Origin of the sequence: Desulfobacula sp. (assembly GCF_030145145.1) — a bacterium.
Classification (GTDB): domain Bacteria; phylum Desulfobacterota; class Desulfobacteria; order Desulfobacterales; family Desulfobacteraceae; genus Desulfobacula.
Genome location: NZ_JAQYWD010000005.1, coordinates 59,176 through 86,032, shown reverse-complemented (window position 1 = coordinate 86,032; position 26,857 = coordinate 59,176). Strand labels below are relative to the sequence as shown.

Genomic DNA, 26,857 nt, shown 5'->3' with positions numbered 1-26,857 from the left:
TTAAAGGCAGGACGACCATTCAATACAAATCCGGGTTTATTCAAACAACCCTTTTAACTGGAAAAATGTATGATAATTTATCCGCACCATGACGATAAAAGGACGCAGAATGGATAGGCGAACATTTCTCAAAGCCGCTGGACTTGGAAGCCTTACTGTTGCCTATGGTTGCAGCTCAGACTATGATAAAAATATTTTTTCCCTGGTGACAGCACCTGAAGATTTTGTGACCGGACAAGGGGTCTGGTATGCCTCCACCTGCATGGAATGCCCGGCCGGATGCGGCGTTCTTGCAAAAAACCGTGAAGGCCGCGTCATCAAGCTGGAGGGTAACCCCGCCCACCCGGTGAACCAGGGGAAACTGTGTATCCGGGGACAGGCGGCCCTGCAGTCTGTTTATGATCCAGACCGGCTGTTAATGCCACAGTTGAAAACGAACCAGACATTCAAACCCATTTCTTTTGATCAAGCCTTTGACATCCTTAAAGAACGGATGACCGCGTCATCTAAAAAAGGAAGCAACCGCATTAAATTGTTGACCGGCATCACATCTGCACCGCTTTCTGCCCTGTTTGCAAGCACTTTGGAAGAATTCGGTGCAAGCCCTGCCGCCATGTACGAACCCTACGCCCATGATGCGTTGAGAGCAGCTCACCGGGCTGTATTTTCAAGGCGTGCGCTTCCCTCTTTTCATATGGAAAAATCAGATTTTATTCTGGGCTTTGGGGCAGATTTCATAGAAACCTGGCTGTCACCGGTTGAATATATCCGCAAATTCAAATCCATGCATAGTGTTAAAGATGGTACAAAAGGGATGTTTGTCCATGCCGGGCCTTACATGTCCCTGACCGCCACCAATGCAGACAAGTTTCTCCCCATCACTGCGGGAACGGAATATATGGTGGCCCTGGGGTTGATCCGCAGGATTCTGGAAACCAGAACAATTGATCATCTGCCCGACCCGTTTTTAAGGGAACTTGCGGCTGTTGCCGCAGCATATGATGCTGAGTTTGTTGAACGAAACACCGGGTTTTTGGCAGCGGATCAAACGCTTCTGGCCGAATCCTTGCTCGCATCCCACAGCCCCCTGGTTCTGGGGTCAACAGGCGCGACAATGGCAGACAACTCCTTTGCCCTGGAAATGGCCGTGACCCTGATGAATCTTTTGCTGGACAAGGATCTTTCCCTGTATGATTTTGAACGAAGGCATGCCCTTGAAAAGGTCATGACCGCAAAAGAAACAGCAGATGTCTTTGAAACGGCTGTCACGAACCCCACAGATCTTTTTTTGTCGTATAATACCAATCCCCTGTTTACGTTTCCTGAAAACAAAAATTTGACAGAGATTTTCAACCGCAAGGATATCTTCAAAGTCAGTTTTTCAAATTTCATGGATGAAACCTCCCAAAAAGCAGACCTCGTCTTCCCGGTCCAGCTGTCTCTGGAGACCTGGGACAGTTTTGAAAGCAACACGGCATGTATTTCAACGCTTCAGCCTGCCATGGGTCGGCTCACCCAGGCCCCTTCCATCGCTGATGTCTTCCTTGACCTGTCAAGTCGGGACCGGCAGTTTGATAACTACTATCAATACCTGGCCGACTACCTGTATACGAATATGGTGGAAAAGAGCAAAGTCCATTTTCTTCAAACAATTCAAACAGGCGGAATATTTCATCCCGACAGCAACGCAAGTACCCAGAGACCGCCCCTTAATACAGGATCGATTCAGGTGTTCAAAAAAACACTGGACGCCATTCAACCCACTGAAAAACAAGAATTAACCTTTCTGGCGGTTCCCTCCCTTCGGCTGTATGACGGCCGGGGGGCCAACAAATCCTGGCTCAATGAAATCCCCGATCCGGTTACCAGTATCGCCTGGGAAACCATGGTCATGGTTCATCCGGCAACCCTTGAAGAAAATGGATTCGCACACGCAGACATCCTGAACATCGAATCCAATAATAAAACCATTCAAGCGCCGGTCTATTCCTACCAGGGGGTTGCTCCCGGACTGATGGTCATGCAGATCGGTCAGGGACACAACGCCTACGGCCGTTATGCCGCAGGATTCGGCAGCAGCCCCATTGATCTTTTATCCGGAAATGATCTGTTGTCCGGCAATCCTGCAACCGCTGATTTTCTCGCCTATCTTATCACCCCCACTTCGGTTAAACGGACAGGCAAAATTGATGCACTTCCCCAGACAGACGGCAGCCGGTCCCAGTATAAAAGAAAAATTGCCCTGTCCATGACCATTGGCCACGGTCACAGCCAGGAAGGTGGCCACGGCGACGCTGCCGGGCATGGCGACGCTGCCGGGCATGGGGAGAAACAAGTCGGAGGCCTGGATATGAACCAGTTCCCACTGACTCTTCCCACCGAGGAAGGATACGATAAAAAACGGGATTTTTACCCGGCCCACGCCCATGAAGGCTACCGATGGGGAATGATCGTGGACCTGGACAAATGTGTGGGATGCAGCGCCTGTGTGGCGGCCTGTTACGCGGAAAACAATATCGGTGTCGCAGGGAAAACCCAGCTTACCAAGGGCCGGGAGATGGCCTGGCTGAGAATCGAACGCTACCAGGATCAGAACAGTGAAGACCGGCTGATATTTCTTCCCATGATGTGCCAGCACTGTGATAATGCGCCCTGTGAATCCGTGTGTCCTGTGTATGCCCCCCACCACTCCAAAGAGGGCCTCAACAACCAGGTGTATAACCGGTGTATCGGCACCCGGTTCTGTGCCCAGAACTGCCCGTACAAAGTGAGAAAGTTCAACTGGTTTGAATGGGATCTGCCCAAACCCCTCAACCTTCAGTTCAACCCCGATGTCACCGCCAGAAATAAAGGCGTCATGGAAAAATGTTCGTTTTGCGTACAGAGAATAAAAAAGGCCCACAATCAGGCAAAAAATGAAAACCGGGATATCCGGGACGGGGAGGTCCAACCGGCATGTGTACAGACCTGTCCTGCGGGTGCACTGACCTTTGGCAACTTTCTCGACAAGAACAGTGCGGTTTCCATCCTTGCCCGGGATCCAAGGGCATACCAGGTGCTGGGCTATCTGAATACCAAACCTGCCGTTATTTATCTGAAAAAAATGGTGCAGGCGTTATGAAACTTCAACCGGGGATTTTAAACATATGTCTCAATTGACGTTTGAAACAATCAACACCACTGTCCTGAACACGCTGTCCCGTCCGGGCAAGGGTTACTGGAGCATCATTGCGCTGCTGTTTTGCGGGGCAGCCCTGGGTGCCTCCTGCTGGGCATACCAGATCTTTGTCGGCGTGGGCGTGGCCGGCATGAACACGCCCGTCCACTGGGGTACCTATTTGATCAATTTTGTTTTCTGGGTGGGGATTGCCCATTCCGGCACCCTGATCTCGGCCATATTGTTTCTTTTCCGTGCAAATTGGAGAAATCCCATTGCCAGGGCTGCCGAGACCATGACCGTCTTTGCCGTCTGTGTAGCAGGCCTCTTCCCTTTCATCCACCTGGGCCGGGCCTGGCTGGTCTTTTACATGCTGCCCCTTCCCAACCAGCGGACCTTGTGGCCCAACTTTCAGTCCCCCCTGATGTTTGATGTCATTGCCATCAGCACCTATCTGACCGTGAGCAGCCTTTTCTGGTATACCGGGCTGGTTCCGGATCTGGCCATTATCAGGGACCGGTCCAAAGGGGTACGCAAAAAGATTTTTGCGGTCCTGTCCCTTGGATGGTCCGGTAAAACCGGGCAATGGCTGAACTATTCACGGGCCTATATGCTGTTTGCAGGTCTTGCCACCCCCCTTGTCATCTCGGTTCACAGCGTGGTGTCCTGGGACTTTGCCCTGAGCGTGACACCCGGCTGGCACACCACCATTTTTGCCCCCTATTTTGTTGCCGGGGCCATTCACTCCGGCCTTGCCATGGTATTGACCTTGAGCATTCCCTTGAGAAAAATTCTCAAGTACGAGGCGCTTATCACCATGGAGGTGCTGGAAGCAATAGCAAAAACCATTGTTTTTACCGGCATCATCGTGGGCTTTTCCTATGCCACGGAATTGTTTATTGCCTGGTACAGCCGGAACAGCATTGAAATGGAAACCTTCTGGTGGAGAGCATTTGGTCATTATGCACCGGAATACTGGATCATGGTGGTCTGCAATACCGTGATTCCCTTGCTGTATTTATCTAAACGAATCAGAACCCATGTCATCCCGTTGTTCGTCATCTCGATTTTTGTCAATATCGGCATGTGGTTTGAACGGTTTGTGATCATCGCGGGCAGTGTTGCCCATGACTTTCTTCCCAATGCCTGGGGGCATTACCGTCCCACATGGGTCGAGGGCGGCATCATGGTGGGGGCCTTCTGCTTCTTCTTTTTTTTGTTTCTGCTGTTTATCCGTCACCTGCCGTCTGTTTCCATGACTGAAATGAAAGAAATGATACATAAAACGGAGTAATTCATGAGCACGGATGCCATCATTGTCACAGGTCTTTTTAACACCCAGGAAGACACCCTGGCTGCTGTAGAAAAAATACAGAAACAAGGCTTCGAGGTAACGGAAGTACACAGTCCCATCCCCAGCAATGCCCTTGCCCGTGCCCTGGGCAGGAAAAAAAGCAAAATTGGCTGGTTTACACTGTGCGGTGGTATTACAGGATTTGTTTCCGGATTTTCCCTTGCCGTTTTCACGGCGACCCGATGGAGCCTCATTGTCGGCGGAAAACCCATTCTTTCCTGGATACCGTTTTTTGTGATCGCCTTTGAGTTTACCATCCTGTTTGCCGTGCTGGGCAATGTGCTGGGCATCGTCACCCAGGTGGGGCTGCCTGACCCGGACTATGAAATAAATTATGACCCGGAATGCTCAGGTTCCCTGTATGGGATCGAAGTGGCTTCAGCACCTGAGAATCTTGACAGTCTGAAAGATCTGCTTCACCATACAGGGTCTTTAAAAGAATTGAGGGAAGACAAATGACGTCCGATACAGCATTACCAGAGGATCCGGCATTAGCAGAAGGTACGGCATTAACCGAACCTTTCGCATCCTTGAAAAAAAGTATGTTTATCATTCCGGCCCTCATTGCCGGTTTGGGATTTTTGTTTTTCACCGTTCTGGCAGCAGGTGCTCATCCGGAAAAAGCCTGGCTTGTTTACCTGACAAATTTTTTGTTCTTTACCGTCTTGTCCTGCGGAGGGCTTTTATTTTCAACCCTCATGCACTTTGTCAAAGCCAAATGGAGCCACTCTTTTGCGGCAATTGCAGAGGCGTTTTCCGCTTTTTTCCCCGTCTCATTTGTCCTGTTCCTCCTGCTTTTTATCGGACAGGACCATGTGTTCACATGGCTGGGACAAGATCTGCACGGAAAAGAAGTCTGGCTGAATGTTCCCTTTTTATTCTTCCGGGACTGTGTGGCCTTTCTGATTCTCTACAGCCTTGGGTTTGCGTACCTGTACTATTCGCTCAAATTCAGGTTAAAGGCAGCCCCCAAAAATACGCGAATGAAAACTTTTTTATTCCGCCATTTAGACCACCCCCCCCAGGATCCTGAAACCATCAAACACCGGATGACGGTTTTTGCGGGCTGGTATATGTTTGCCTTTGCCATGTGTCTGGCCCTGATCGGGTTTGATCTTGTCATGAGCACAGACCCCCACTGGTATTCGACTCTGTTTGGTGCCTACACCTTCATCAAAGCCATCTACGCTGGTTTCGGTGCCATTATCCTGTTGGTAGCGATTCTTCACTCGATCCCCCGGGTTCCCTTTACCCTTACCCCGGCCCAGCTGGGCGACATGAGCACGCTATTTTTTGGCTTCAGCATTGTATGGGGAGATTTTTTCTATTCCCAGTTTGTGGTGATCTGGTACGGGAACATTCCCGAAGAAACCGCCTATATCATTGAACGAACCATGACCCAGCCATGGAGTACCCTGGCGTGGACCGTCTTTATCGGCTGTTTTATCCTGCCCTTTATTATCCTTTTAAGCAGAAATATCAAAAAAACCCCCTGGTGCATGATCGTTATCAGCGCCTGCGTTCTGTCAGGACTGTGGATCGAACATTTTTTGCTTCTGGGACCCAGCTTTTTGCATCAAGATCCGGGTGTGTTTCCCATCGGCATCAATGAAATCATCATTAGCCTTGGATTTTTGGGTCTCATCGTTATTTGCCTTTTAGCGTATTTCAAAGAATTTCCTGATGTCCTGAACGAAGATTCAGGGGAGGCGGTTCAATGGAAATAATACTGGTATCCCTGACCCTTTTAACCCTTATCCTTCTGGTGATACTGGTGGGAACAGGCGGTAAGCCCCTGACCCTTGTTTCTCACTTTCAGTCGTTTGTCGCTCAGTTGCGGGTGAATAAAATTCAATTGTTTGTTTTAAGCGCTTTGATCATTTCTCTGGCCCTGTTTGTCTATTCGTTTTATATCATGCCCCATGTGAATGCAGGTCCGGTTCAACCCATCGCTTTCAGCCACAGGCTGCATGCTGGAGACAAAAAGATTGACTGCCGGTTTTGCCATCCATATGTGGACCGGGCGGTTCATCCCGGGATCCCGCCGGTGGAGAAATGCCTGTACTGCCACAACTATATTATTCCCAAGCACCCGGAAATCAGAAAAGAACACAATTACTTTGATACCCAGACGCCCACACCGTGGAAAAAAGTTTTTTATGTGCCCGAGCATGTCATGTTCAACCATGAGCGCCACATAAAACGAGAGTTCCAGTGTGAAGCCTGTCACGGAGATGTCGCCGGAATTGACCGGCTCAAGTATCATGAATTTAAAATGGGGTTTTGTATCCAATGTCACAGGAAAGAAAAAGCCAATCTGGATTGCTGGCTTTCCTGTCACAACTAATAGAGGAGTGTTTGCTTTGCCCGAGAACCCGACCCGACCCGATACAGCCACTTACCTTACAGCCAGGGGTTTTTGCCTGACCTCCGCCGCCTGGATGATGTTGGCCACCCTGGTAGGATTTACTGCAGCCATAGAGCTTGTGGCCCCTGATTTAACCGGCAATATTTCCTGGCTCCTTTTTTCAAGACTTCGCCCCATGCATGTCAACCTGGTCTTGTTTGGATTTGCGACCCCGGCCCTTCTGGCCTGCGCGTTTTATATGGTTCCCCGGCTGCTGCGCACCGGGCTCTACAGTGAACGGCTGGGCGTTATCACCGTTGTCTTGTGGAACATTGCCCTTGTGGCCCTGGTGATCACCCTTGCTCTGGGGGTTACCCAAGGCCGTGAATATGCAGAAATGATCTGGCCCATTGATGTCGGCATCGTCGTTGCGTTCAGCCTGATTTTCTTTAATTTCATGATGACGGTAAAAAACAGGAAGGAAAAGATTTTGTATGTCTCTGTCTGGTATGTGCTGGCAGGAACCATTCTCACTGCCTGTACCTACAGCCTGGGAAACGTCATCTGGCAGCCCGATTCGGGCGCCCTTGTCGGCATTCCCGATGCCATTCTCCTCTGGTTTTACGGACACAATGTGTTCGGGCTCCTGCTGACACCATTTTCAGCTGCCATTGCCTATTATATCATCCCCCAAGTCTGCCGGACACCCCTGTACAGTCACACCCTGTCCCTCCTGGGATTCTGGGCCCTGATTGTTATTTACACCCATATCGGAACCCACCATCTTTTACAGGTGCCGGTTCCCACCTGGCTCAAGGTGGTTGCCATTGTTGACAGCATTGCCATGGTGATTCCGGTGATGGCCTTTCTCATCAATATCTGGTACACGGCCAGGGGAAAGCTTGGATTAATAAGTGAAGACATTGGGGGTAAATTTGTGTTTACCGGGACCATCATGTATTTTATCGTCAGTATCCGGGGGTCCATGATGGCACTGCCCGATGTCCAGCGGGTGACCCACTTCAGCCACTGGGTGGTGGGCCATGCCCATGTCGGTGTCCTCGGGTTTGCCGGGATGATTGCCCTGGGAGGCGTTTATTTCATCCTTCCGAGAATAACCGGCAAACCACTTTACAGCCAATTTCTGGCCAATTTTCAATACTGGATGATATTGATCGGCGTGGTCGGGTTTACCATCGTGCTGACCATTTCCGGGCTCATCCAGGGAAATGCCTGGCTGAACGGAGAAACCGTGTACCGGGTACTCCCCCAAATCCACATATACAACATTGTCCGTGCATCATTAGGATTGTTAATTTTTCTGGCTGCTGTTTCAGGGTTTTATAATATTTTCAGATCACTCATTTCAAACCCCGGAGAAACATCATGAAAATGACACCTGCAGCCATTGTCGCCGGCAGCCTTCTTATCCTCATTTCAGTGGTATTGGTCGTCATCGTTCTTCCCTATGCCAACACGAGTAAAACCCTCCCTTCAGATCTGTTCAGAAGTCGGACAGCTATGGAGGAAAAAGGCCGGGCCCTGTATGTCAGCAACGGATGCGTTTATTGCCACACCCAGTCAATCCGATCGATTGACTGGGGATTGGGCGCTGAAAGACTGGCCCAGGCCGGGGATTATCTAAAGGATTACCCCATACTCCTGGGCTCCCAGAGAACCGGTCCTGACCTGTCCCAGCAAGGCGGAGAGCACCCGGATGACTGGCACCAGGCCCATTTTACCAACCCCAGATATACCCGGCCCCTCTCCATCATGCCCCCGTTTGAATTTTTAAAACAGGCCAATCTGGACCTGTTGATCCACTATACCCAGAGTCTTGGGCTCAAGAATGCAGACCTGCGAATGGAGAGACAAACGCTTTGGAAAAAGAGATCTGTTAACGCCTATGAAGCGGGGGTTAACGAAAACGTGGCATGGATTCACGACAATGTCCCCCAAGGCTGGCGGGATATTCCCACCCCCTATCCGGCAACCGAGGCGGGCCTTGCAAGAGGTGAAAAAATATACCAGGATTTTTGTTTTGGCTGCCACGGACCCGTGGGAGACGGCATGGGTCCGGCCCAGCCCTATCTGTATCCGCCGCCGCTGAACTTTACCATCCTCAAAGGTCGGGGGATCAGCGGGGGGATTATCTACTACCAGATCATGAACGGTATTACCGGAACGGCCATGCCCTATTTTAAACGAGAACTGGAATCTGAAAAAATATGGGATGTGGGAAACTATATTGCCAAATATTTTATTGATGAAATCGACGCCAATGAGGAACCCAAAGGAATTGATGCATCCTATGAACCTTAACCTTAACCCATTTGGACACCTATAAAGGCAGCGCCATGTATTATCCATTTTTTCTGGCATATATCTTGACCGGACTTATTATCGGCATTACCGTGTTTGTATGGGCGCTGAAAACCGGACAGTTTTCGGACCAGCAGCGGGCAAGGTTTCTGGCTCTGGAGGAGACCACGCCCCAAGCACCCTCAGCAAAGGTCGGGCGTGATCTGTATTGTGTCCTTTATCTGGGCTTTGCAGCCGTTGCGGCAAGTTTTGTCCTGGTGGGATATGCCCTTTTTTTCCGTTAGGCAGCAATTTTTCCGGGATTTGGCCGGAAGACAGATACAAAACCTGAAACAAAAGGACTTTTAAATGAGATTTTTCGAACTTTTAAATACCCAGCAGGTACTGGCTCTGACCCTTCTGACCCTTATCTTTGCGATCCTGTTTGGCGTGACCCTGTGGGTTCTACCCATGTTCGGGCCCAAATCCCGGGTCTCCAACCTTAAAACCGTCCAGAAGTTTGCGGACGGCATCGAAAAGGCAGACGGCCCGTTCCCCATGATCATGGCCCTGATTATCGGTGGTACGGTTTTATGGGCGATCTATTATATACTGTTTTACGGCCTTTCGGAGGTAATTTTATAAAATTATGGACACACTCAAGCCCAAAGAGTCCCTCGTGCGAACCTGCCTGTGGATCACCACCATGGTGGCCATCATCCTGGGTGTTGGATATTTCTCTTTTGTCGTGGTGGCGGACAAAGGCGTTCCCACCTGGGATTACCGGCCCGTGAAAAGCCTTCCGTCTGAATCCCCCTATGCGGTGTATGAGAAAAATCCCCTGGGCCAGCATGTCAGCGGCAAGGAGGCAAATTAAATGAAAAAGGTGCTGTTTCTTGCCGTTTTTGTGTCGCTGGTTTTAACAGGGGCCTATACGGTCATTACCCTGTATGATTCAAATTTGAAAGCAGGGAGAATGTATCAAACGCCTGTGATCCGGCCCCATGAAGAACCCCAGCTTGTAATGGACAAACGGACCATTGCCGACACAAAAAGTGAAGCCCTAATACGGGCAAATCTGAAAACCGATTTTACCTTTGCCCCGACGCTATCGGCCCAGGTCATGCTGGTAAAAGGGGAAAAAGACTACAGAGCCTTTTGCTTTCACTGTCATGGGCCTAATCTGGACGGGCTCGGAACGGTCGGCCAGAGTTTTTTCCCCCTGCCCACGAACCTGACCAACAAACGAACCGCCGGCATGAGTGATGCGGAGCTGTTTGCCTTCATCAGTTACGGCGGCAAGAAAGCGCCTGCCCTGGCAAGCTCCATGTCCGTTGAAAGCCGGGAGGCGGTTATCCAGTATATCCGGTCCAAACAGAAAACAACCCTTTGAGCCTATCCGGTTCTATCGTGCAGAAATATCGTGTCCCTCATAAAAAAGGCAGACAATGAAAACACGAGTTCCTTGCAAACTCTGCGGTCTGCCGGTTAAAACTTGCCAGGATCCGTCAAAAGATTTTTTTTGCTGCAATGGCTGTAAAATGGTCCATACCATGCTCATGGAATCGGATCAATACAAAGACACACAAGATTTCAAGGATACCGACCTTTACAAACAATGTGTTGCCGCAGGCATTATCCCGGACACATCTGAAAAAAATCCAACATCAGGGGAACAAGACCCTGGGGCCGTTACCCAAGATTCATCCAGGCCCAAAGATTCGTCCGGGACAGTTGGTAAGCTTCCCATTGATTCCGACAATCTTCTGACCCTCAATTTCCAGATTCAAAATATGTGGTGCCCTGCCTGTGCATGGGTTGTTGAAAACACGCTCACCCGGTCCAAGGGAGTTATAAACGCCTCGTGCAATTTTTCCAGCGACCGGGGAAGCGTGCTGTATGATCCCGTAAAAACATCTCCGGAAAAAGTTTATACCGCCATTAAAAAACTGGGATACCCTTGTGCGGATCTTGATCAAGCCCCTCAAAAAAACAAAAAAGAATTTATCCGGCTGTGTGTGACCCTGTTTTTAACCATGAATGTCATGATGCTCAGCTGGGCCATTTATTCAGGATTTTTCATTGAACTGTCACGTCATTCCGTGCAGCTTCTGGCCTGGCCTGTTTTCCTGATGGCCACCGTTGTCGTTTTCTACGGCGGATATCCCATACACAAACGGGCTCTTGGCAATATCACCTCCGGATGGCCGGGCATGGAAACCCTGATCTCAACAGGGTCATTTTCTACCTATAGTTACAGCCTGTTTCATTTCTACAAGGGAAGCATCCATCTTTATTTTGATGCCGCATCCATGTTGATCCTGCTGATACTGACTGGTAAAATGCTCGAACAGTCTGCAAAAAACAAAATCTCCGAAGGATTGGCGGGATTTTTTTCCCTGGTTCCCCAGAAAGTCAGAATCTGTGCCGCGCAGTTTCCAAAGGGGCGGTATGTTTCCATAAAACAATTGTCCCAGGGGGACTCGTTCATGGCGGAGCAGGGAGAGATCCTGGCTGCAGACGGCATTGTCACCAAGGGTGCTGCCGTCATTGACGAGTCTTCGATCACCGGAGAGGCAAAACCGGTCAGTGTAAGTCTTGAGGATGCGGTCAAAAGCGGCACCCGGATTATTTCCGGAAAAATTCAAGTAAAAGCCGTGCGAGTGGGGGAAGACTCAATTCTCGGCAGAATGCTGGCCATCATGGAAAACAGCCTTTCCGAAAAAACTGCCCAGACCCAGCGGCTTGAAAACCTTTTAAAATTTTTTGTTCCAGGGGTGATGGGGCTTTCCGTGCTGACATTTTTTTTCTGGATGATAAACGATTTGTCCGCCTATGAGGCCTTTAACCGGGGAATTTCAGTCCTGGTCATCTCCTGTCCCTGCGCCCTGGGTATTGCCATTCCCCTGGCACTGGTGGCCGGTGTCTCTGCCGCCGGAAAAAAAGGAATCCTGGTAAGGAATTTTGAAGCCTTTGAAAAAGTTGAAGGACTGGATACCATTGCCTTTGACAAAACAGGCACACTGACAACCGGCAAACTTGACGTGCTGGACATGGATACGGCCATGGATTTTCCGGATAAAAAGGCCTGGCAGATTGTCCTTGCCATGGAGCAAGGGTCGGACCATTACATTGCCCATACCATAAAGGCATATGGGATCCAACAGGACCTGGCACCCCTTGAACTGGAAAATGTGGTGTATCATGCCAACGGTGTCTCCTGCCGTTTTCAGGATAAACCCTATCGGTTCGGCAGCATGGCCTTTGTTCAAACAGACGGCAGCCCGGCACCTTCCTTTATATCCCCTTCCAGGAAAGGCGCCCAGATCATATCCACAGTTTTTCTGTCTGCGGACGGGACCATTGTGGCGGCTGTCCATCTGGGGGACTCCATGAAAAAAGACGTGAAATCGCTTGTCGCCCGTCTCGGCAAAATGGGATTCACCAGTTTCCTGATTTCAGGAGATGCCCCGGCAACCACTCTGGCGGCCGGCGCCTTTGTCCACATCCCGGCGCAATGTATCCATGGCGGATTGCTGCCCCATGAAAAAGCCGATTTTATCCGGGGACTCCGGCAATCCGGTAAAAAGATCGCCATGGTGGGCGACGGCGTAAACGATGCCCCGGCAATGGCCCAATCGGACATTGCCATCGCTGTTCATTCCGGCCTTAATCCCGGTGAAGGCGTTGCCGCCATCACCCTCATGCAGGAGACCCCGGTCCAGCTGCTTGAGTTTATACGGCTGGCAAAGCGGGTGAACGGAAAAGTCAAACAAAACCTTTTGTTTGCACTTGTGTACAACCTCATCAGCATCCCGGTGGCCGCCAGCGGACTGTTGAATCCCATCATCGCTGCCACGGCCATGCTGATGAGCAGTCTTTCCGTGACATTCAATACCTTGCTGCTGGTCAAACGGGAGTCGAAAATCAAAACCCAAGCAATGTCGCTCAAGGAATAAACCCGTTTATTGACAAATCATCACGCTTTCATATACAGATACAGTGGAAAAAAAATGCAAAAAAAGCCCATTCATCCCCAGGATCTCAACCGTCTTTTAAAAATGGTTTAATGGGAAGGAAAATAGGTCTTTATAATTAAAATCAGAGTGTATGAGAAGGGTTTTCATGACAACAAAGCAGATGCAGCCGTTAAGTGACTATTGTAACTATCCGGAACCTGAAATGAAGGAACGGTCATTGCAATTTTATAAAAAAATGAAGCAACGTCGAACAGTGAGAGAATTTTCAGATCATCCCGTTGACAAACGCATTATAGAAAACTGCCTGCGAGCTGCCGCTACAGCCCCCAGTGGTGCCAATCAACAACCATGGCATTTTGTTGTTGTCTCTGACGGGACTGTCAAACGACAAATCCGAAAAGCTGCTGAGGAAGTTGAAACAAAATTCTACAGCCAGGCCTCGACTAAAAACTGGGTAAAGGATTTGGCGCATCTGGGAACAGTTCCCAATAAACCATTCCTGGAAAAGGCCCCATTTTTGATAACCATTTTCTCACAGCTTCACGGCTATTCTTTGGCAGGGGAAAAAAAGAAGCACTATTATGTATTGGAATCCGTGGGCATTGCCACGGGAATGCTGATTACCGGTTTGCATCATGCCGGCTTAGCGACACTGACGTATACGCCTGCGAATATGAGATTTTTAAATAAAATCCTTAAACGGCCGTCAAACGAAAAGCCCTTTATGATTCTTGTGGTTGGATATCCGTCTGAAAATACGCTTGTACCGGTAATAGAAAAAAAAGGCCTGCAAGATATTGCTGAATTTCTATAGAGCGCATACAAAAGCCGGGGTATCCCCATGATTCAAACCAATTTTCTAATTTGGATGATTTTTATATGAAAATATGACAGCAGAGCCCCCGACGGGCGATGGGATCGGCCCGTCGGGGGCGGTATAATACCATTTTCGTTATTCGTTGTGCCCTCCAGGGCATGGGGGTTATTCGAAAGATGCATCATCTTTTTTAATGGAGGCATTTATGCAGTTGGAAACACAAAGAGAAACAGTTGTGCGTTTTGGGCTTAAAATGGTTGAATCCGGTCTGACCACCGGCACCGGCGGCAATCTCAGCATAATTGACCGGAATTCCGGACGGGTGGCTGTCAGCCCCAGCGGTATTGAATATGCGGCTTTACAGCCTGAGGATGTCGTCCTCACCGATCTGGGCGGGAATATTTTGGATGGAGACTGCAACCCATCAAGCGAGCTGGGATTCCACCTGTCCGTATACCGTCAGCGGCCGGATGTTCAAGCCATGGTGCACACCCATTCTCCCTATGCCACCACAATAGCCTGCCTGGGATGGGAAATCCCGGCGGTTCATTACCTGGTGGGCTTTGCAGGAAAAAAAGTTCCCATAGCACCCTATGCTACCTTCGGAACCCTGGAACTGGCCCGGAATGTGGCTGAAAATATCGGGGAGTACAACGTCCTGCTCCTTGCCAACCATGGCCTGCTGGCTGTGGGGCAGAATATGGACGCCGCCTTTGCTGCCGCCGAAGAGATCGAATTTGTCGCCCGAATTTATTACCAAACCCGAAGCATCGGCAAGCCAGTGATTCTGCCGGAAGAAGAGATGGAAACAGTGCTTGAAAAATTCAAGACCTATGGTCAAAAAAAGAATCGCTGAGTTTATCACGCTACTCGAATTGTTTGCCAAGGGTCTAAGCGCACCAATACGCGTCAAGGGTCTTCAAAAGAGTATCTGACAACACGGTATACCGGTCTTTTCTGCCTTTACCTTGTTCGATCCGTATCCTCTTGCGTGATCTTTCCATGGTCAAAGAGTCCATGTTGATCTGTCCGGGAAAGGTGAGGCGCGTACTGGAGATTCACTAAAAGATAAAATCCATCAAATCCACCGCCTAATTTTGCAGGCACTACACCATTTTGGGCGGATAGCTATCTCCCTTGACTGGCGGGGCTTTTCCATTTTTGTATCTCTACGACTGTCGAACACGAGCTATACAGACATTAAAATTATTCTCCCAGCACAAAAAAAGTCTTGCAAAAATTTGATTTTTAAATTAATTCTCGCCAGTTTTGTTGTGAAACTTTACATGAAATCCCGGATTTTTCTCCAGGTGCCACAGATGAAAGTTTCAATTGATGAACCATATGAATAGGGGGGCCTATATGGATGAAAACAGTATCATACCCAACACCTGAGGTTTTACAACCGGTCGTTAAACCTATCCGACAAGAACCTTGGCCAACACATCATCACACCCCAGCCGACCAGACTGAAGACCATTTTATTGAAAGAGACGGGGTCGTTTTCGCAGGTTCCCATCTAATTCTTGATTTTTGGGGTGCCAAACGGCTGGATAATTTGCAACTCATGGAAGACGCCTTGCGGGAATGCGTCCGAAAATCTTTGGCGACCTTGTTACATATCCATTTGCACCATTTTACGCCCAACGGGGGAATCTCCGGTGTGGCAGTCCTTGCTGAATCGCACATCAGCGTTCATACCTGGCCTGAGCGGGAATTTGCCGCCTTTGATATTTTTATGTGCGGGAAGGCGAAACCCGAAGAATCTATTTCTGTATTAAAAAGGGCATTTACACCCAGAACCATGAAAATATCGGAAAACTTGAGAGGGATTATCGGGAATGACTAAATTTGTTGAGACACTATACGACAGCTATGGCCAAGCGTTTCATATTGACGAGGTGCTGTTCGAAAATAAAACTGACCATCAACATCTGCTCATCTTTTGCAATGCCAAATTCGGCCGGGTGATGTCGCTGGACGGTATCGTCCAGACCACGGAAAAAGATGAGTTCGTCTATCATGAAATGCTCACCCACGTCCCCATGATAGCCCATGGCCATGTGGCAAAGGTGCTGATCATAGGGGGGGGCGACGGCGGCATGCTACGGGAGGTGACTAAATATGAACAGATTACGCACATCACCCAAGTGGAGATCGATCAACAGGTAATCGAGATGTGTAAACAATATTTACCGAATCACTCCCAGGGGGCATTTGATGATCCTCGGGTGAATATTGTCATTGAAGATGGGTGTGAATTCGTTAAACTGGCCGATGATCAATATGATGTCATCATTTCCGACAGCACCGATTCGATCGGTCCGGGGGAGGCATTGTTTCGTCATGAATTTTATGCCGGTTGCAAACGATGCCTGTCTCCAGGCGGGATTTTGGTGACCCAGAACGGCGTAGCGTATATGCAACAAGATGAGGTCACCACCACGGCCGGATATCTTAAAACCCTTTTTGACGATTGGCACTTTTTTGCTGCTGCAGTACCCACCTACGTTGGCGGGATCATGACCTTTGCCTGGGCCACCGACAACCCAGAGCTTCGCCGGACGGACCTGGGTACACTGGGAAACCGGTTTGAGGCATGGGGAATCAAGACCCGATATTATAACCCGGAAGTCCATTACGGGGCATTTGCATTACCCCAATATGTTCTGGAGGCCATTGAAAAGAGAGACAATGAATACCATAAAAAGTTCTCCCCTTAATACCGGTAAGGTATACCGTGAGCTGGTTTCAGCCCATGGCTCACCCTTATTGATTCAACAAGAACAGATATCGAACCGGGTGTATGGCCAGGAGGAATGAAAGGGTCTATTGGCTCCCGAACTGATCAAACAGGTCCACGGCGATTTCTTCAATCAAATCCGTTAACTCGAGATCTGTCACCCAGCTCTCCGGAATGGAGTCCAGGCCATTTAAAGCCCCTAAAATATTCCCTGTAATAGAACCGGTTGAATCACTATCGCCTGAATGATTAACGGACAACAAGACCCCTTTCCTGAAATCATCACTGGCAACTAAAGCACAATACATGCTTATGCCCAAAGCTTCTTCAGCGATCCATCCGGCACCCATCGCTTCTATCACATCCGGTTCCGGGGTATGCTTGCCAACCCTGTTTAATGCCTCATCAATCGCTCTTAATGATTCTTCATGGTTTTTACTGGATTTTAAAATTAACATAGAATTCTCGATTGCTTCAGCCAGAGAATTGCCGGAAATTATCAAGGAAATCAGTGCCGCAAACGTTCCGGCAGTTAAATACCCGGTTGCATGTCCATGGGTAAGTGCCGTTAATTTACAACCAAAACGAAACGCTTTTTCAGCATCATCATACGCAAGTCCTACCGGTGCCATACGCATAACACCGCCACAGCCTTTGCTGTTATTTACCGGATTGGCCATTGTACCCAATTGTCCGGACTTCAAAGCGGATAAACAAGTGTTCTCCGGCGCCCTTAATGAAAACAATTCTTTATATCCCGTTAATACGCCATCCACGATTGAACAGGTGCCATGATGTTGAATAAGCGGTTCCTGGAGATGTGTTTCCTGGGTAGATAACCACCGTAAAAGGGCATGGTAACCCGCTGTGATAACACCTTCATCCCCCTGATAGTCTTGTCTGACCTTTGATAGAATCAAGCCTTCGGCTGTAAATAAACTCATCTGGGTATCATCCGTAAACGCCCCGTTTCGACCATATGCTTCTGAATAGTCGGTTAATCCCTGATACCCGAAGGTGGATCTAATCTGATCCATGGAGATAAATTCAATCGGCGCCCCCAAGGCATCTCCAACAGCCCCTCCGACAATGCATCCCTTAAAATTTTCACTGTTTCGTTTGTTAGTCATTTTTTTTAAATTCCCCTGCAGGCGGCGTAAGGTTAGAAAGAATAAATGCCGCGATCTTCATATGGTCTGGAACCTCACCTGAATAAGTTCGGCAACAATGCTCACCGCTATCTCTTCCGGGGTCTGGGCGCCAATGGAAAGTCCAATGGGGGCGTGAACCCGGTCAAGCTGTTCCTGGGAAACACCCTGGGAGAGGAGATAATCGTAAATAATTTTTCTCTTGGACCGGCTGCCGATCATGCCGATATAGGTGGCAGGGGTATGAAGGGCCTGCTCCAGCAGAATTTGATCATAGAGATGTCCCCGGGTCATGATGACAATATACGAGCCATGACCAATGGAGAATGGCGCAAAACAATGTTCAAAGCCTTCCACCACATGCACCCTGGATCCGGGGAACCGCTCCTCATTGGCAAAGGTACCACGGTCATCCATGACCACGGTTTTAAATCCTGTATGAAGGGCAAGTTTTGCAGTTTCCACGGCAAGATGTCCTGCCCCCAGGAGATAAAGAACCCCATTGAATCGGGCAGGTTCCACAAAAAATGTCCCGTCATCAATGGTGATCAGACCAGGAGAGCGCATGAGTTCTGCCTGCTTTGACAGCTGGCCCACTGTCTGTTCGCCCAGAGGAAACACCCCGGTCTGCTGCCGGTCTGAAATAATAGAGCGCTCCAGTGTATAATTACCACGCTTGTCCCTTTGGAGCCTGCTGACCATAAAACCGTTCTGATTGTTGGAGAGGATCTCCAGGAGCTTTGAAAAAACCTTGATATTGTCATTATTTGCAGGCAGGTACTCAATGAGCAGGGTGACATTGCCGCCGCAGACCATGTCCATGTCCGCATATCTATTGGAATCCAGGGTGAATTCCCGGATAAGGGCACCTTCCTTGCGTTCAAACAGGTCTGTGGCTTGTTTTTGCACCTGGGCTTCCACCCACCCCCCACCAATGGTGCCACTGATATCACCCTCTGCATGGACGATCATTTTGGTTCCGGCAGATCTGGGGGCAGATCCCTGTTTGCTAAGTATGGTGGCCATGACCACGGCTTTGCCCTGTTTTAAACTGTCATACAGCACTTCACTGTTTTTAAGCATCTGGTTCTCTCTTAATCCTTTGTTTTATGGGCTTTGAAAAAAATTATAGTTCATAACATTATTCTGTGAGCCCCTCAAGTGTTTCCAAAGCGATATCCGCTTTATCTTTTGGGATAAAAATATGGTCGTGGTAATAACCTGCGACTACATTTGCTGATATATTACGAGATGCCAGAGCGGTCGATACGGCAGCCGTAAGCCCAACCGCCGCCAGACTCGAGTGCACTTCAAGTGTGATTTTGTTAAATATTGTATCGTAAGAAATCTCATGTCTATCTGCTTTGGTTTTGGACACGACAATCGTCATTCCTTCTGACTCCAGAAATGTCGCTATGGGATTTAAAACAATAATTTCTTCATCCATCTGAAAACATTTTTTGGTGGAAAAAACATACTCTGTCCTATCAAGAACAGGCCTCATTTTTTTTAATAATACTTGAATTTCCAGAATACCAGTCATCAGTTTTCTTTTTTTATATAAAAATGCAACAGCAGATCCCCCGACGGGCGATCGGATCGGCGCGTCGGGGGCGCCATAATACCGTTTTCGTTATTCGTTGTGTCGGCAGGCCGACATGTAGATTTATATGAAAGTAGTGCGTTATGAGTTTTGAGTAGTGAGAAGTTATGCTCCCTCAATACTCATGACTCACCTCTCATAACTTTCATGTTTTAACGCACGGATTCAATCAAAGTCTTTTTTATTGATCGTTGACGTATTTATAAAAACAAATTCACCAGCACCACACACAAAAGAAAAAACGGGTAATAACTTGCCTTGTTGAAAAGGACCATTGCGGCTTGATTTACACCGGTTTTTCGAAGCCTGTGCGCGGGCAGGATCAACAGGAAAAGAGAGCCTGCCACAAAAAGCAGATATGACACCCAACCAAAATCAACCGGTGATATAGCCAACAGGACGGCCATGATTGAACAAGCGGCCACAAGGGAGACCATGATCAGGGAACAGGCAATGTCTCGACCGAGCACCAGCGGAAGTGTTTTGGCATTTAACTGGCGATCTTCCTCTATATCTGTATAATCATTTGGAATATTCTGTCCTCCGGCCTCCCATAGGAAAAAGAAAACAAATACCAGAGACAAAAACAGGACATCGGGGGTCCTGTCCACGGCAAAAACGGCTGCAACAGGACCTGCAGCTTTTACAAATCCGTTGATGATGACCCTGAGATAACTGATTTTCAACAGAAAGCAGTAAACGATTTCCAGCAGGGCGCCGCATAGAAAGACCAGGACACAGGCAGGATTGAGATAATATGCCCCTAGTAAAGCCACAACCGACCAGAAACCCGCCCATAAAACAGCGGATTTCAGGCTGATAACGCCCTGGGCAAGGGGATGCCGGATAAGAATCGAATCCAGGTCGGTGCCTCTTTTCACGGTTTGTCGAATATTTTTTTTATCATCTGTATAGCCGGCAATATCATTCAGCGCATATACAGCCGTATACCCGGCAAAAACCGTTATAACCCCTGCCATAACGATCCCCTGATCCGGAAACCGCCCAAGATAAACCAATGCGGCAAATACCGGTGCCATCATGTCGAGTACGCCATGATGGGTCCTTGAAAGTGCAAAAAAGAATTGGAGTTTCTCTGGAACCACTGTGTCATAAATGGACATTACATATTTCAATCGTCACCCCCCAAAAGAAAAACAGAGCATCAGTCACCGTCTTAAGGCCAGGTCTGCATCCTGTCGAGCAGCCGCAGCCTTCTGCCTTAAATCCTTAACATTATTGTTGTAGATAACCGGATCTTTTAGTAAAAACAAAGAATATATATTATCTATATCAAGGAACCGATGAATACAGTACAATTATCAATCATGGAAAAAACTATAAACCGATCAAATGGAAACTTCAAGAAATTATTCAGCAAATCGCCTGAAATAAGGCAATGGACAGGGATTATCAATGCAACAGATTAAACACAATATCTCTTCGAAAGAAATTGAAAAATTCAACCGGTTTTCAACAGACTGGTGGGATGAGACCGGCAGGATGAAATCCCTTCATGATATCAATCCCTTAAGGCTTGCTTACATCCTCAAGGAAACCCCTCTTAAGGGAAAACGGGTGCTGGATGTGGGCTGCGGAGGCGGGATACTTACCGAAAGCATTGCCCGGCAGGGTGCTGTCACCGTCGGGATTGACGCATCAGACCATATGACGGCCATTGCCCGGACCCACGCGGAAAAATCAAATCTTGACATCCGGTATATCAACACGGACATTGAGCATGTTACCCAGTTCATCCCTGCCGGTTTTGATGTGATTCTCTGCATGGAACTGCTTGAACATGTGCCCAGCTATGAATCGGTCATCCGGGCGTGCAAACCGGTTCTGAATCCCGGAGGAATTATCATTTTTGCCACCATTAACCGCAACCTGCTGTCCTTTTTGCTGGCCATTGTCGGTGCAGAATATATCCTGGGATTTCTGCCCCGAGGGACCCATGACTATCGATCATTGATCAAGCCGGATGAACTGAACCGGGCATGTTCAGCAGCAGGATTGAAAAGAGTTGATATGACCGGGTTTTCATACAACCCGGTTACCCGGACATACTATTTTTGTAAAAACGCCATGGTCAACTATATGGCAAGCTTCACGTCTGTTTGACCCCTGGGATCTTTTTGAGGAAAATAAGGCCTTCCCGGACAATATCAAAGTCCATTTCATGGCGTTCACAGGTATGCCCGATGCCATGGGGCATGGTAAAGGTCAACCTGCCCCCCAGATGCTGCCGGAACTCTTCAAGCCCATTTTCTATTTCCAGCCGGCCCCCACTGTCCTTGATTTCAAGATAGTGACTCCAGACCGGAAGACCGCAGTTCATCATCGCTGTAATAATACGGTCCAGTTCGATTCGGGAAATCAGGCAGCACTGCCATGCATAAAAAGAATCCAGGGCAATTCCAATGGAAACTGCCTGGCCATGGCCCATGGTGAACCCGGACAGCATTTCAATCTTATGGGCTGACCAGTGACCATAATCAAGCGGTCTTGAAGAGCCGGTTTCAAATGCATCGCCGCTGTGGGAGATATGGTCGAGGTGAAGCTGGGCACATCTCTCAATGGACTCTTCGATGGCCGTTTGATCTCTTTGTTTCAATAAAGCGCTGTTGTTTTCAAGAAAGGAAAAAAAGGAACCATCCCGTATCAAAGCAATTTTAAACGCTTCTGCCACCCCCCCGATGAAGTGGTCAAAGGGCAGGGTTTTTAAAAAACCAGCGTCATTGATCACAGCTGTCGGCAGATAAAATGTGCCAAGACAATTTTTTCGGCCATACTGATTTATCCCGTTCTTAACGCCAATGCCGGCATCATTCTGCGCCAGGGTTGTCGTGGGGATCCGGATCAGCTGTATGCCCCTGTGGAATATGGCAGCGGCAAACCCGACCATATCAAGCAATGCCCCGCCGCCCACGGCAACAACCATGCCATGTCTGTCCAGTTCTGAATCGTCCATAACCCGTGTTGCCCGGTGCACATGGTCCCAGGAATTTTTTACGCTTTCACCGCCGGGAAACACCACTGGATCGCACGCCAGACAAAAATAATCCTGGTGGTGTTCAAACCACAGGACAATTTCCTTTAGGAGCCGGGGAGTTTCACTGACAACCCCTTGATCCACGAACACCACTGTTTTTTTTGCCTCGCCACGGTTTGTTTTACCCATCACGTTTAACAGGATAGGGTTGTCGATGCTGAACACATCATGGGTAAAACAGACCGGGTAGCCATACGACTGATCAAATTCCAGTGGAATTATTTTCTGGGTGTAATTATCTGTCAGAGAACGCATCATGTTATTCATCGTTTAAACAGAAAAACCATATTTTTCCATCACAGGTTTCAGGGTTTCAATACTTTTCAGGCCTGCTTCACAAGGACTTTCCGTATAGGTGTAAAGTTCAAGACAAATATCTTTTTGATATTCAAGTTGCCCAAGCCGTTTAAAAAACGCATCATAGTCTATGGCACCGAGGCCCGGTATGAGATGGTGATGCACTCTTGTTGATGCAATATCTTCAATGTGGATATGACCAATTTTTTCAAACAGGCAGTCAAGGGCCTCTTCCGGAGCCTCGCCCACACAGAAGAAATGCCCTACATCAAAATTAACCCCCAGGTGAGGGGATGCCATTTCCCGGATAAACGAATTCATCTGTCGGCTGTTTTCTATTAAAAGATCGGGTTCCGGCTCAATCAAGATAGAGACCCCCAGGGCCTCGGCTTTGGGGAGGACGTGTTCAAGTCCCTGTCGGAATAGCGTCAATGATGCCTTTCGATCCATTGCAACCGGCGGCCCGCCCGGCGGGACTGAAATACACGGGCTGCCTAAAACGTGAGCTATCTCCAGACAGTTCAATGTATGGTCAATCCTTTCCTGCCGCCTTGATTCATCCGGCTCTATCCAGGACGGAAGCCAGGTATTGCCCACGGCAAAAAGCGTGAAACAATTGAGATTCGTAATGGTCAACTTCAGCGTTTCAAGCCGTTGTCTGAACGTTTCAAGCACTTGAGAATCCGCATCAGGGGGATACAGATGCGGTCTGTCACACATAATTTCCACTCCCCTGAACCCTGTCTGGGCCACCAGTTCCACCGCCTGGGAAAGGGTGTATTTAACAAACGCATTGGTACTGTAAGAAAACACCATCAATCAGACATCCTTTTTTTATTTTACGATGCTGTTTTATCCGTTCACAGCAGCATGCAAAAGCTTTTGGGTAAGTTCACCACCTGAAAATCCCAATCCGATCACCAAAAGGAAGGTCAAAACATAAAAAAATGTCTTTTTATCAAATCTTCGATTTTCAGGATCATCCATGATGGCTATTGCTGCCAGAATAACCGTCAGAGCAACCGCCAGAGCTATTTTTATGATAATCAATCCACCCCAGACACCCTCATACGTATGCTGCCAGTCCAGGTAACCGGCATAGGCCGTAGGGAACATGCCCAAAAGCCCTAAAATAATACAATGATATCCTGTTCTGGCGAGTCCTTTTAATTTGGGCAAAAAAGATACCAGGCGGAACGTAACCGCCCCAATGACCATTCCCATGGGGATATGAGTAAACGCAGGATGCAAGGGATGCGTGAAGCCAATTTTGTTTAGAAACTCAAAAATAATTTCTGTCATGTGATCACCTTTGATTTGATTTTAATGTCTTGATGATTTTTTCCCCAATAAATACGGTTAAGGGTGAAACAAGTCAAGAAAATTAACCTTTTTAAACAAAAAATGCCGCACGATACGCCATTGGTGATCGTCCTTTAAAGATTTTAATGCTTGAATTATTAAAAAATTGTGAAATAATCCAACACAGGTTAACATGACTATAATACCTTCAGATACACTGAATAATTCATTTAAGGAGTACGGCTATTTCATTCAAATGAAACCTTCATTAATTGACAATTTAGGGTTAACCGGTAAGGGTGTTATCAGCATTATTGGTGCCGGCGGAAAGACCAGTTTAATGTTCCGGCTGGCAAAGGAACTCGCGAATTCAGGCAACACCGTTTTGACCACCACCACCACCAAAATCCTCATGCCGGCCCCGGACCAGTCACCCGAGACGATTCTTGCCGGCTCTATTGAAGAACTGGTGACAAAATCAACCGCCTGTCTTACCCGTTATCCCCATTTTTCAGCAGGGCATGGCTATGACCCGGTCTTGAAAAAATTGAACGGATTTAATCGGGATACAATTGATCAATTATGGCGGACCGCCCTTTTTGACTGGATCATTGTGGAGGCGGACGGTGCCAAACGAAAACCCCTTAAAGCGACGAATTCACATGAGCCCGTGGTTCCCGAGGTCACAAGCCATCTGGTTCTTGTCACCGGGCTTGATGCCGTCGGTCTTCCCCTTGATGACACCCATGTTCACAGGGCAGACCTGTTCTCACAAAACACCGGGGTTGGCCTGGGAGACATCATTGATGAACATGCCATCGCAACTGCCATTGCCATTGAGATAAAAAAAGCCGGCGCTTTGGGTCATCCGTTGAAGACCCTTGTCTTTTTAAACAAAGCAGACACCCGGGAAAGAATACGGTCCGGTCTGAAAATCGGAACACTTTTGCAGCAAAAATCAAATCTTAATAAAGTCATTACAGGTGCCCTAAAGGATAAAATACCGGTAAAAAACTGTTTAACCCTTCATCAAAACAAACAAAAAAGGAACACGGATTAATGGGGAAAAACCTATATATTGAGGCGTATGATCTGCTTTTATCAGGAAAAAAAATTGTCCTTGCAAGAACCATTCGACGGTCAGGATCAACTCCCAGGGATGTGGGATCCATGTGCATCATCACACAAGAGGGTAACCTCATCGGAACGGTGGGGGGCGGTCTTCTGGAATACAAGGTTCAACAGCAGGCCATGGCACTTTTAAAACAACAAGAATCCTTCATTTATCGGTTCCGTCTGACCAGTGAGGACCTGGCCGGTGCCGGCATGATCTGCGGTGGAGATGTGGACCTTTTTCTGGAACCTCTTTTTCCGGAAAATACCGCCATGGTATCCATGTATAAGACCATAAAACAACACATTTTGGACAAACGCCCGGGAATACTGGTGACCCGGATTGAAGACGGTATACCTGCCATGGATACTGAAGCAAGGGTGTTTTTAAAAGAGAATGGGCGCGCCCTTGGCACCATTCCCGGTTTTAATCCAAAGGAAGTGGATCTTAACAAGAACAGTCCCTATGATCTGATCGATTTTGGTGACAAAAGCGCGGCTCTGTTTGTGGAAAAAATCAGCCTCCAGCCCCGGGTCTTCCTGTTCGGAGCAGGTCATGTCTCATTGTTTGTGGCACAACTGGCAAAAATGGTGGGGTTCAGTATCACCATCATTGACGACAGGTCCGAGTTTGCCAACCGGGAAAGGTTCCCGGATGCGGATGAAATCCTTGTCACGGATCTTGAACACGCCTTTGAACAATTGAAAATTTTCCCGAATTCATATATCCTGATCATCACCCGGGGCCATATTCATGATAAGATTGTCCTGCAGCAGGCGCTTTCTACCCCGGCTGCCTATATCGGCATGATCGGCAGTACAAGAAAAAGAAACCTCATCTACCGGGCCCTTATGGATGAAGGCTTTTCCAAAGACGACCTTGAAAAGGTATATTCGCCCGTCGGCCTTGAAATCAATGCTGAAACCCCTGAAGAGATAGCCGTCAGTATTGTGGGAGAACTCATTAAAAAACGGGCACCGGTCAAAAAGACCAAAAACCTGATTTCATGACTGCGGCCCCAAAAAAAATTGCCGGCATCATCCTTGCTGCCGGATCAGGATCCCGAATGGGAAGAACCAAACAGCTGCTGCCGTTTGGAAAGACAACCCTTCTGGGCCAGGTGATTCAACATGCAAAAGCGTCCCGGTTACATGACATCATTGTTGTTTTGGGACATGATGCAGATAAGATATGCCAAACCCTTGATCTGTCCGGCACAAGGGTCATCCGGAACACAGCCTACGCAAAAGGACAGAGCACCTCCCTTATCAAAGGACTTGAAATCGTCTCCCCTGTTTGTGATGCCGCCATGTTCCTTCTGGGGGATCAGCCTCTTGTCACCGCCACCATCATCAACCGGCTGGTGGATGCCTTTGAAACATCTGTGGCCCCGATTGTCATCCCCTACTGCAATGGCATTCGGGGCAATCCGGTCATTATTGCCAGACCTTTGTTTTCTCACCTGGCATCCTTATCCGCTGATACCGGCGCCAGGGTCCTTTTTGAAGCGTTCAAAACATCCATACGAAAGGTGCTGTTTCAAGATGATGCCATCCTGGTTGATGTGGACACCATGGCGGATTATGAACGCCTGATCTCCAACAGATAAAATCCCCCTGGCGGAAGGCATGAATCATAC

Annotated in this window: 28 protein-coding genes; 21 read left to right on the top strand and 7 right to left on the bottom strand. The window is 48.3% G+C overall.

The window, feature by feature from the left end:
* Positions 1 to 109: 109 nt before the first annotated feature.
* From Q1Q15_RS03825 to Q1Q15_RS03745, 17 genes are all read left to right on the top strand, one after another.
* Positions 110 to 3,121 (top strand): 4Fe-4S dicluster domain-containing protein, encoded by a 3,012-nt coding sequence (locus Q1Q15_RS03825; RefSeq protein WP_300456858.1) that lies wholly within the window; start codon positions 110 to 112, stop codon positions 3,119 to 3,121.
* 25 nt (positions 3,122 to 3,146) lie between these two features.
* Positions 3,147 to 4,451: an NrfD/PsrC family molybdoenzyme membrane anchor subunit gene (gene nrfD / locus Q1Q15_RS03820; RefSeq protein WP_300456856.1), complete on the top strand. Its 1,305-nt coding sequence runs from the start codon at positions 3,147 to 3,149 to the stop codon at positions 4,449 to 4,451.
* Positions 4,452 to 4,454: 3 nt separating this feature from the next.
* Positions 4,455 to 4,970, top strand: coding sequence for a DUF3341 domain-containing protein (locus Q1Q15_RS03815; protein ID WP_300456854.1), 516 nt, complete (start codon positions 4,455 to 4,457; stop codon positions 4,968 to 4,970).
* Positions 4,967 to 6,238 (top strand): hypothetical protein, encoded by a 1,272-nt coding sequence (locus Q1Q15_RS03810; protein WP_300456853.1) that lies wholly within the window; start codon positions 4,967 to 4,969, stop codon positions 6,236 to 6,238. Before Q1Q15_RS03815 ends, Q1Q15_RS03810 begins: the two co-directional genes overlap by 4 nt.
* The gene (locus Q1Q15_RS03805) at positions 6,229 to 6,858 is read left to right on the top strand and encodes a cytochrome c3 family protein (RefSeq protein ID WP_300456851.1); all 630 of its coding nucleotides are present in this window, start codon (positions 6,229 to 6,231) and stop codon (positions 6,856 to 6,858) included. The genes Q1Q15_RS03810 and Q1Q15_RS03805 overlap by 10 nt, the downstream gene beginning before the upstream one ends.
* A gap of 16 nt (positions 6,859 to 6,874) precedes the next feature.
* The gene (locus tag Q1Q15_RS03800) at positions 6,875 to 8,248 is read left to right on the top strand and encodes a cbb3-type cytochrome c oxidase subunit I (protein ID WP_300456849.1); all 1,374 of its coding nucleotides are present in this window, start codon (positions 6,875 to 6,877) and stop codon (positions 8,246 to 8,248) included.
* On the top strand, positions 8,245 to 9,180 hold the full coding sequence (locus Q1Q15_RS03795) for a cbb3-type cytochrome c oxidase subunit II (protein ID WP_300456847.1): 936 nt from the start codon (positions 8,245 to 8,247) through the stop codon (positions 9,178 to 9,180). Before Q1Q15_RS03800 ends, Q1Q15_RS03795 begins: the two co-directional genes overlap by 4 nt.
* Before the next feature lie 35 nt (positions 9,181 to 9,215).
* Positions 9,216 to 9,464 (top strand): cbb3-type cytochrome oxidase assembly protein CcoS, encoded by a 249-nt coding sequence (ccoS, locus tag Q1Q15_RS03790; RefSeq protein ID WP_300456845.1) that lies wholly within the window; start codon positions 9,216 to 9,218, stop codon positions 9,462 to 9,464.
* Positions 9,465 to 9,528: 64 nt separating this feature from the next.
* Positions 9,529 to 9,804: a hypothetical protein gene (locus Q1Q15_RS03785; RefSeq protein WP_300456843.1), complete on the top strand. Its 276-nt coding sequence runs from the start codon at positions 9,529 to 9,531 to the stop codon at positions 9,802 to 9,804.
* 4 nt (positions 9,805 to 9,808) lie between these two features.
* Positions 9,809 to 10,036: a hypothetical protein gene (locus Q1Q15_RS03780; protein WP_300456841.1), complete on the top strand. Its 228-nt coding sequence runs from the start codon at positions 9,809 to 9,811 to the stop codon at positions 10,034 to 10,036.
* On the top strand, positions 10,037 to 10,552 hold the full coding sequence (locus tag Q1Q15_RS03775; RefSeq protein WP_300456839.1) for a cytochrome c: 516 nt from the start codon (positions 10,037 to 10,039) through the stop codon (positions 10,550 to 10,552).
* 55 nt (positions 10,553 to 10,607) lie between these two features.
* Positions 10,608 to 13,118: a cation-translocating P-type ATPase gene (locus tag Q1Q15_RS03770; protein ID WP_300456837.1), complete on the top strand. Its 2,511-nt coding sequence runs from the start codon at positions 10,608 to 10,610 to the stop codon at positions 13,116 to 13,118.
* A gap of 166 nt (positions 13,119 to 13,284) precedes the next feature.
* On the top strand, positions 13,285 to 13,953 hold the full coding sequence (locus Q1Q15_RS03765) for a nitroreductase family protein (protein ID WP_300456835.1): 669 nt from the start codon (positions 13,285 to 13,287) through the stop codon (positions 13,951 to 13,953).
* Between the two features lie 208 nt (positions 13,954 to 14,161).
* On the top strand, positions 14,162 to 14,812 hold the full coding sequence (locus tag Q1Q15_RS03760) for an L-fuculose-phosphate aldolase (RefSeq protein ID WP_300456833.1): 651 nt from the start codon (positions 14,162 to 14,164) through the stop codon (positions 14,810 to 14,812).
* Positions 14,813 to 15,322: 510 nt separating this feature from the next.
* Entirely contained in the window at positions 15,323 to 15,805 is a 483-nt protein-coding gene (gene speD / locus Q1Q15_RS03755; protein WP_300456831.1) for an adenosylmethionine decarboxylase, read from the top strand.
* Positions 15,798 to 16,679, top strand: a complete 882-nt coding sequence (gene speE, locus Q1Q15_RS03750) for a polyamine aminopropyltransferase (RefSeq protein WP_300456829.1) — start codon at positions 15,798 to 15,800, stop codon at positions 16,677 to 16,679. Before speD ends, speE begins: the two co-directional genes overlap by 8 nt.
* Positions 16,651 to 16,779: a hypothetical protein gene (locus Q1Q15_RS03745; protein ID WP_300456827.1), complete on the top strand. Its 129-nt coding sequence runs from the start codon at positions 16,651 to 16,653 to the stop codon at positions 16,777 to 16,779. Before speE ends, Q1Q15_RS03745 begins: the two co-directional genes overlap by 29 nt.
* Before the next feature lie 6 nt (positions 16,780 to 16,785).
* Here the strand turns inward: Q1Q15_RS03745 and Q1Q15_RS03740 are convergent, their stop codons facing one another.
* The 4 genes from Q1Q15_RS03740 to Q1Q15_RS03725 all read right to left on the bottom strand — a co-directional run bounded on the left by Q1Q15_RS03740 (position 16,786) and on the right by Q1Q15_RS03725 (position 20,586).
* The gene (locus Q1Q15_RS03740) at positions 16,786 to 17,829 is read right to left on the bottom strand and encodes an ADP-ribosylglycohydrolase family protein (protein ID WP_300456825.1); all 1,044 of its coding nucleotides are present in this window, start codon (positions 17,827 to 17,829) and stop codon (positions 16,786 to 16,788) included.
* 57 nt (positions 17,830 to 17,886) lie between these two features.
* Positions 17,887 to 18,930, bottom strand: coding sequence for an XdhC family aldehyde oxidoreductase maturation factor (locus Q1Q15_RS03735; RefSeq protein ID WP_300456823.1), 1,044 nt, complete (start codon positions 18,928 to 18,930; stop codon positions 17,887 to 17,889).
* A gap of 58 nt (positions 18,931 to 18,988) precedes the next feature.
* On the bottom strand, positions 18,989 to 19,390 hold the full coding sequence (locus Q1Q15_RS03730; protein WP_300456821.1) for an ACT domain-containing protein: 402 nt from the start codon (positions 19,388 to 19,390) through the stop codon (positions 18,989 to 18,991).
* A 260-nt stretch (positions 19,391 to 19,650) separates the two neighbouring features.
* Positions 19,651 to 20,586 carry a UbiA family prenyltransferase gene (locus Q1Q15_RS03725; RefSeq protein WP_300456819.1) on the bottom strand — a complete coding sequence of 312 codons (936 nt, stop codon included), beginning with the start codon at positions 20,584 to 20,586 and terminating at the stop codon, positions 19,651 to 19,653.
* Between the two features lie 280 nt (positions 20,587 to 20,866).
* Between Q1Q15_RS03725 and ubiG the strand changes: the two genes are divergently transcribed.
* Positions 20,867 to 21,574, top strand: a complete 708-nt coding sequence (gene ubiG / locus Q1Q15_RS03720; protein WP_300456817.1) for a bifunctional 2-polyprenyl-6-hydroxyphenol methylase/3-demethylubiquinol 3-O-methyltransferase UbiG — start codon at positions 20,867 to 20,869, stop codon at positions 21,572 to 21,574.
* Here ubiG and Q1Q15_RS03715 read toward each other — a convergent pair.
* From Q1Q15_RS03715 to Q1Q15_RS03705, 3 genes are read right to left on the bottom strand one after another with little or no spacing between them, the layout of a single operon-like run.
* Entirely contained in the window at positions 21,561 to 22,763 is a 1,203-nt protein-coding gene (locus Q1Q15_RS03715; protein WP_300456815.1) for a 3-dehydroquinate synthase, read from the bottom strand. The two genes, ubiG and Q1Q15_RS03715, sit on opposite strands and share 14 nt — an antisense overlap.
* Before the next feature lie 12 nt (positions 22,764 to 22,775).
* Positions 22,776 to 23,618, bottom strand: a complete 843-nt coding sequence (locus Q1Q15_RS03710) for a sugar phosphate isomerase/epimerase family protein (protein WP_300456813.1) — start codon at positions 23,616 to 23,618, stop codon at positions 22,776 to 22,778.
* A 36-nt stretch (positions 23,619 to 23,654) separates the two neighbouring features.
* A complete protein-coding gene (locus Q1Q15_RS03705) occupies positions 23,655 to 24,104 on the bottom strand; it encodes a DUF2231 domain-containing protein (RefSeq protein WP_300456812.1) in 450 nt (149 codons plus the stop codon).
* A 256-nt stretch (positions 24,105 to 24,360) separates the two neighbouring features.
* Between Q1Q15_RS03705 and yqeC the strand changes: the two genes are divergently transcribed.
* From yqeC to Q1Q15_RS03690, 3 genes are read left to right on the top strand one after another with little or no spacing between them, the layout of a single operon-like run.
* Positions 24,361 to 25,164: a selenium cofactor biosynthesis protein YqeC gene (gene yqeC / locus Q1Q15_RS03700; RefSeq protein ID WP_300456810.1), complete on the top strand. Its 804-nt coding sequence runs from the start codon at positions 24,361 to 24,363 to the stop codon at positions 25,162 to 25,164.
* Positions 25,164 to 26,228: an XdhC family aldehyde oxidoreductase maturation factor gene (locus Q1Q15_RS03695; RefSeq protein ID WP_300456808.1), complete on the top strand. Its 1,065-nt coding sequence runs from the start codon at positions 25,164 to 25,166 to the stop codon at positions 26,226 to 26,228. Before yqeC ends, Q1Q15_RS03695 begins: the two co-directional genes overlap by 1 nt.
* A complete protein-coding gene (locus Q1Q15_RS03690) occupies positions 26,225 to 26,827 on the top strand; it encodes a nucleotidyltransferase family protein (protein WP_300456806.1) in 603 nt (200 codons plus the stop codon). The genes Q1Q15_RS03695 and Q1Q15_RS03690 overlap by 4 nt, the downstream gene beginning before the upstream one ends.
* The last annotated feature ends 30 nt before the right edge of the window (positions 26,828 to 26,857 follow it).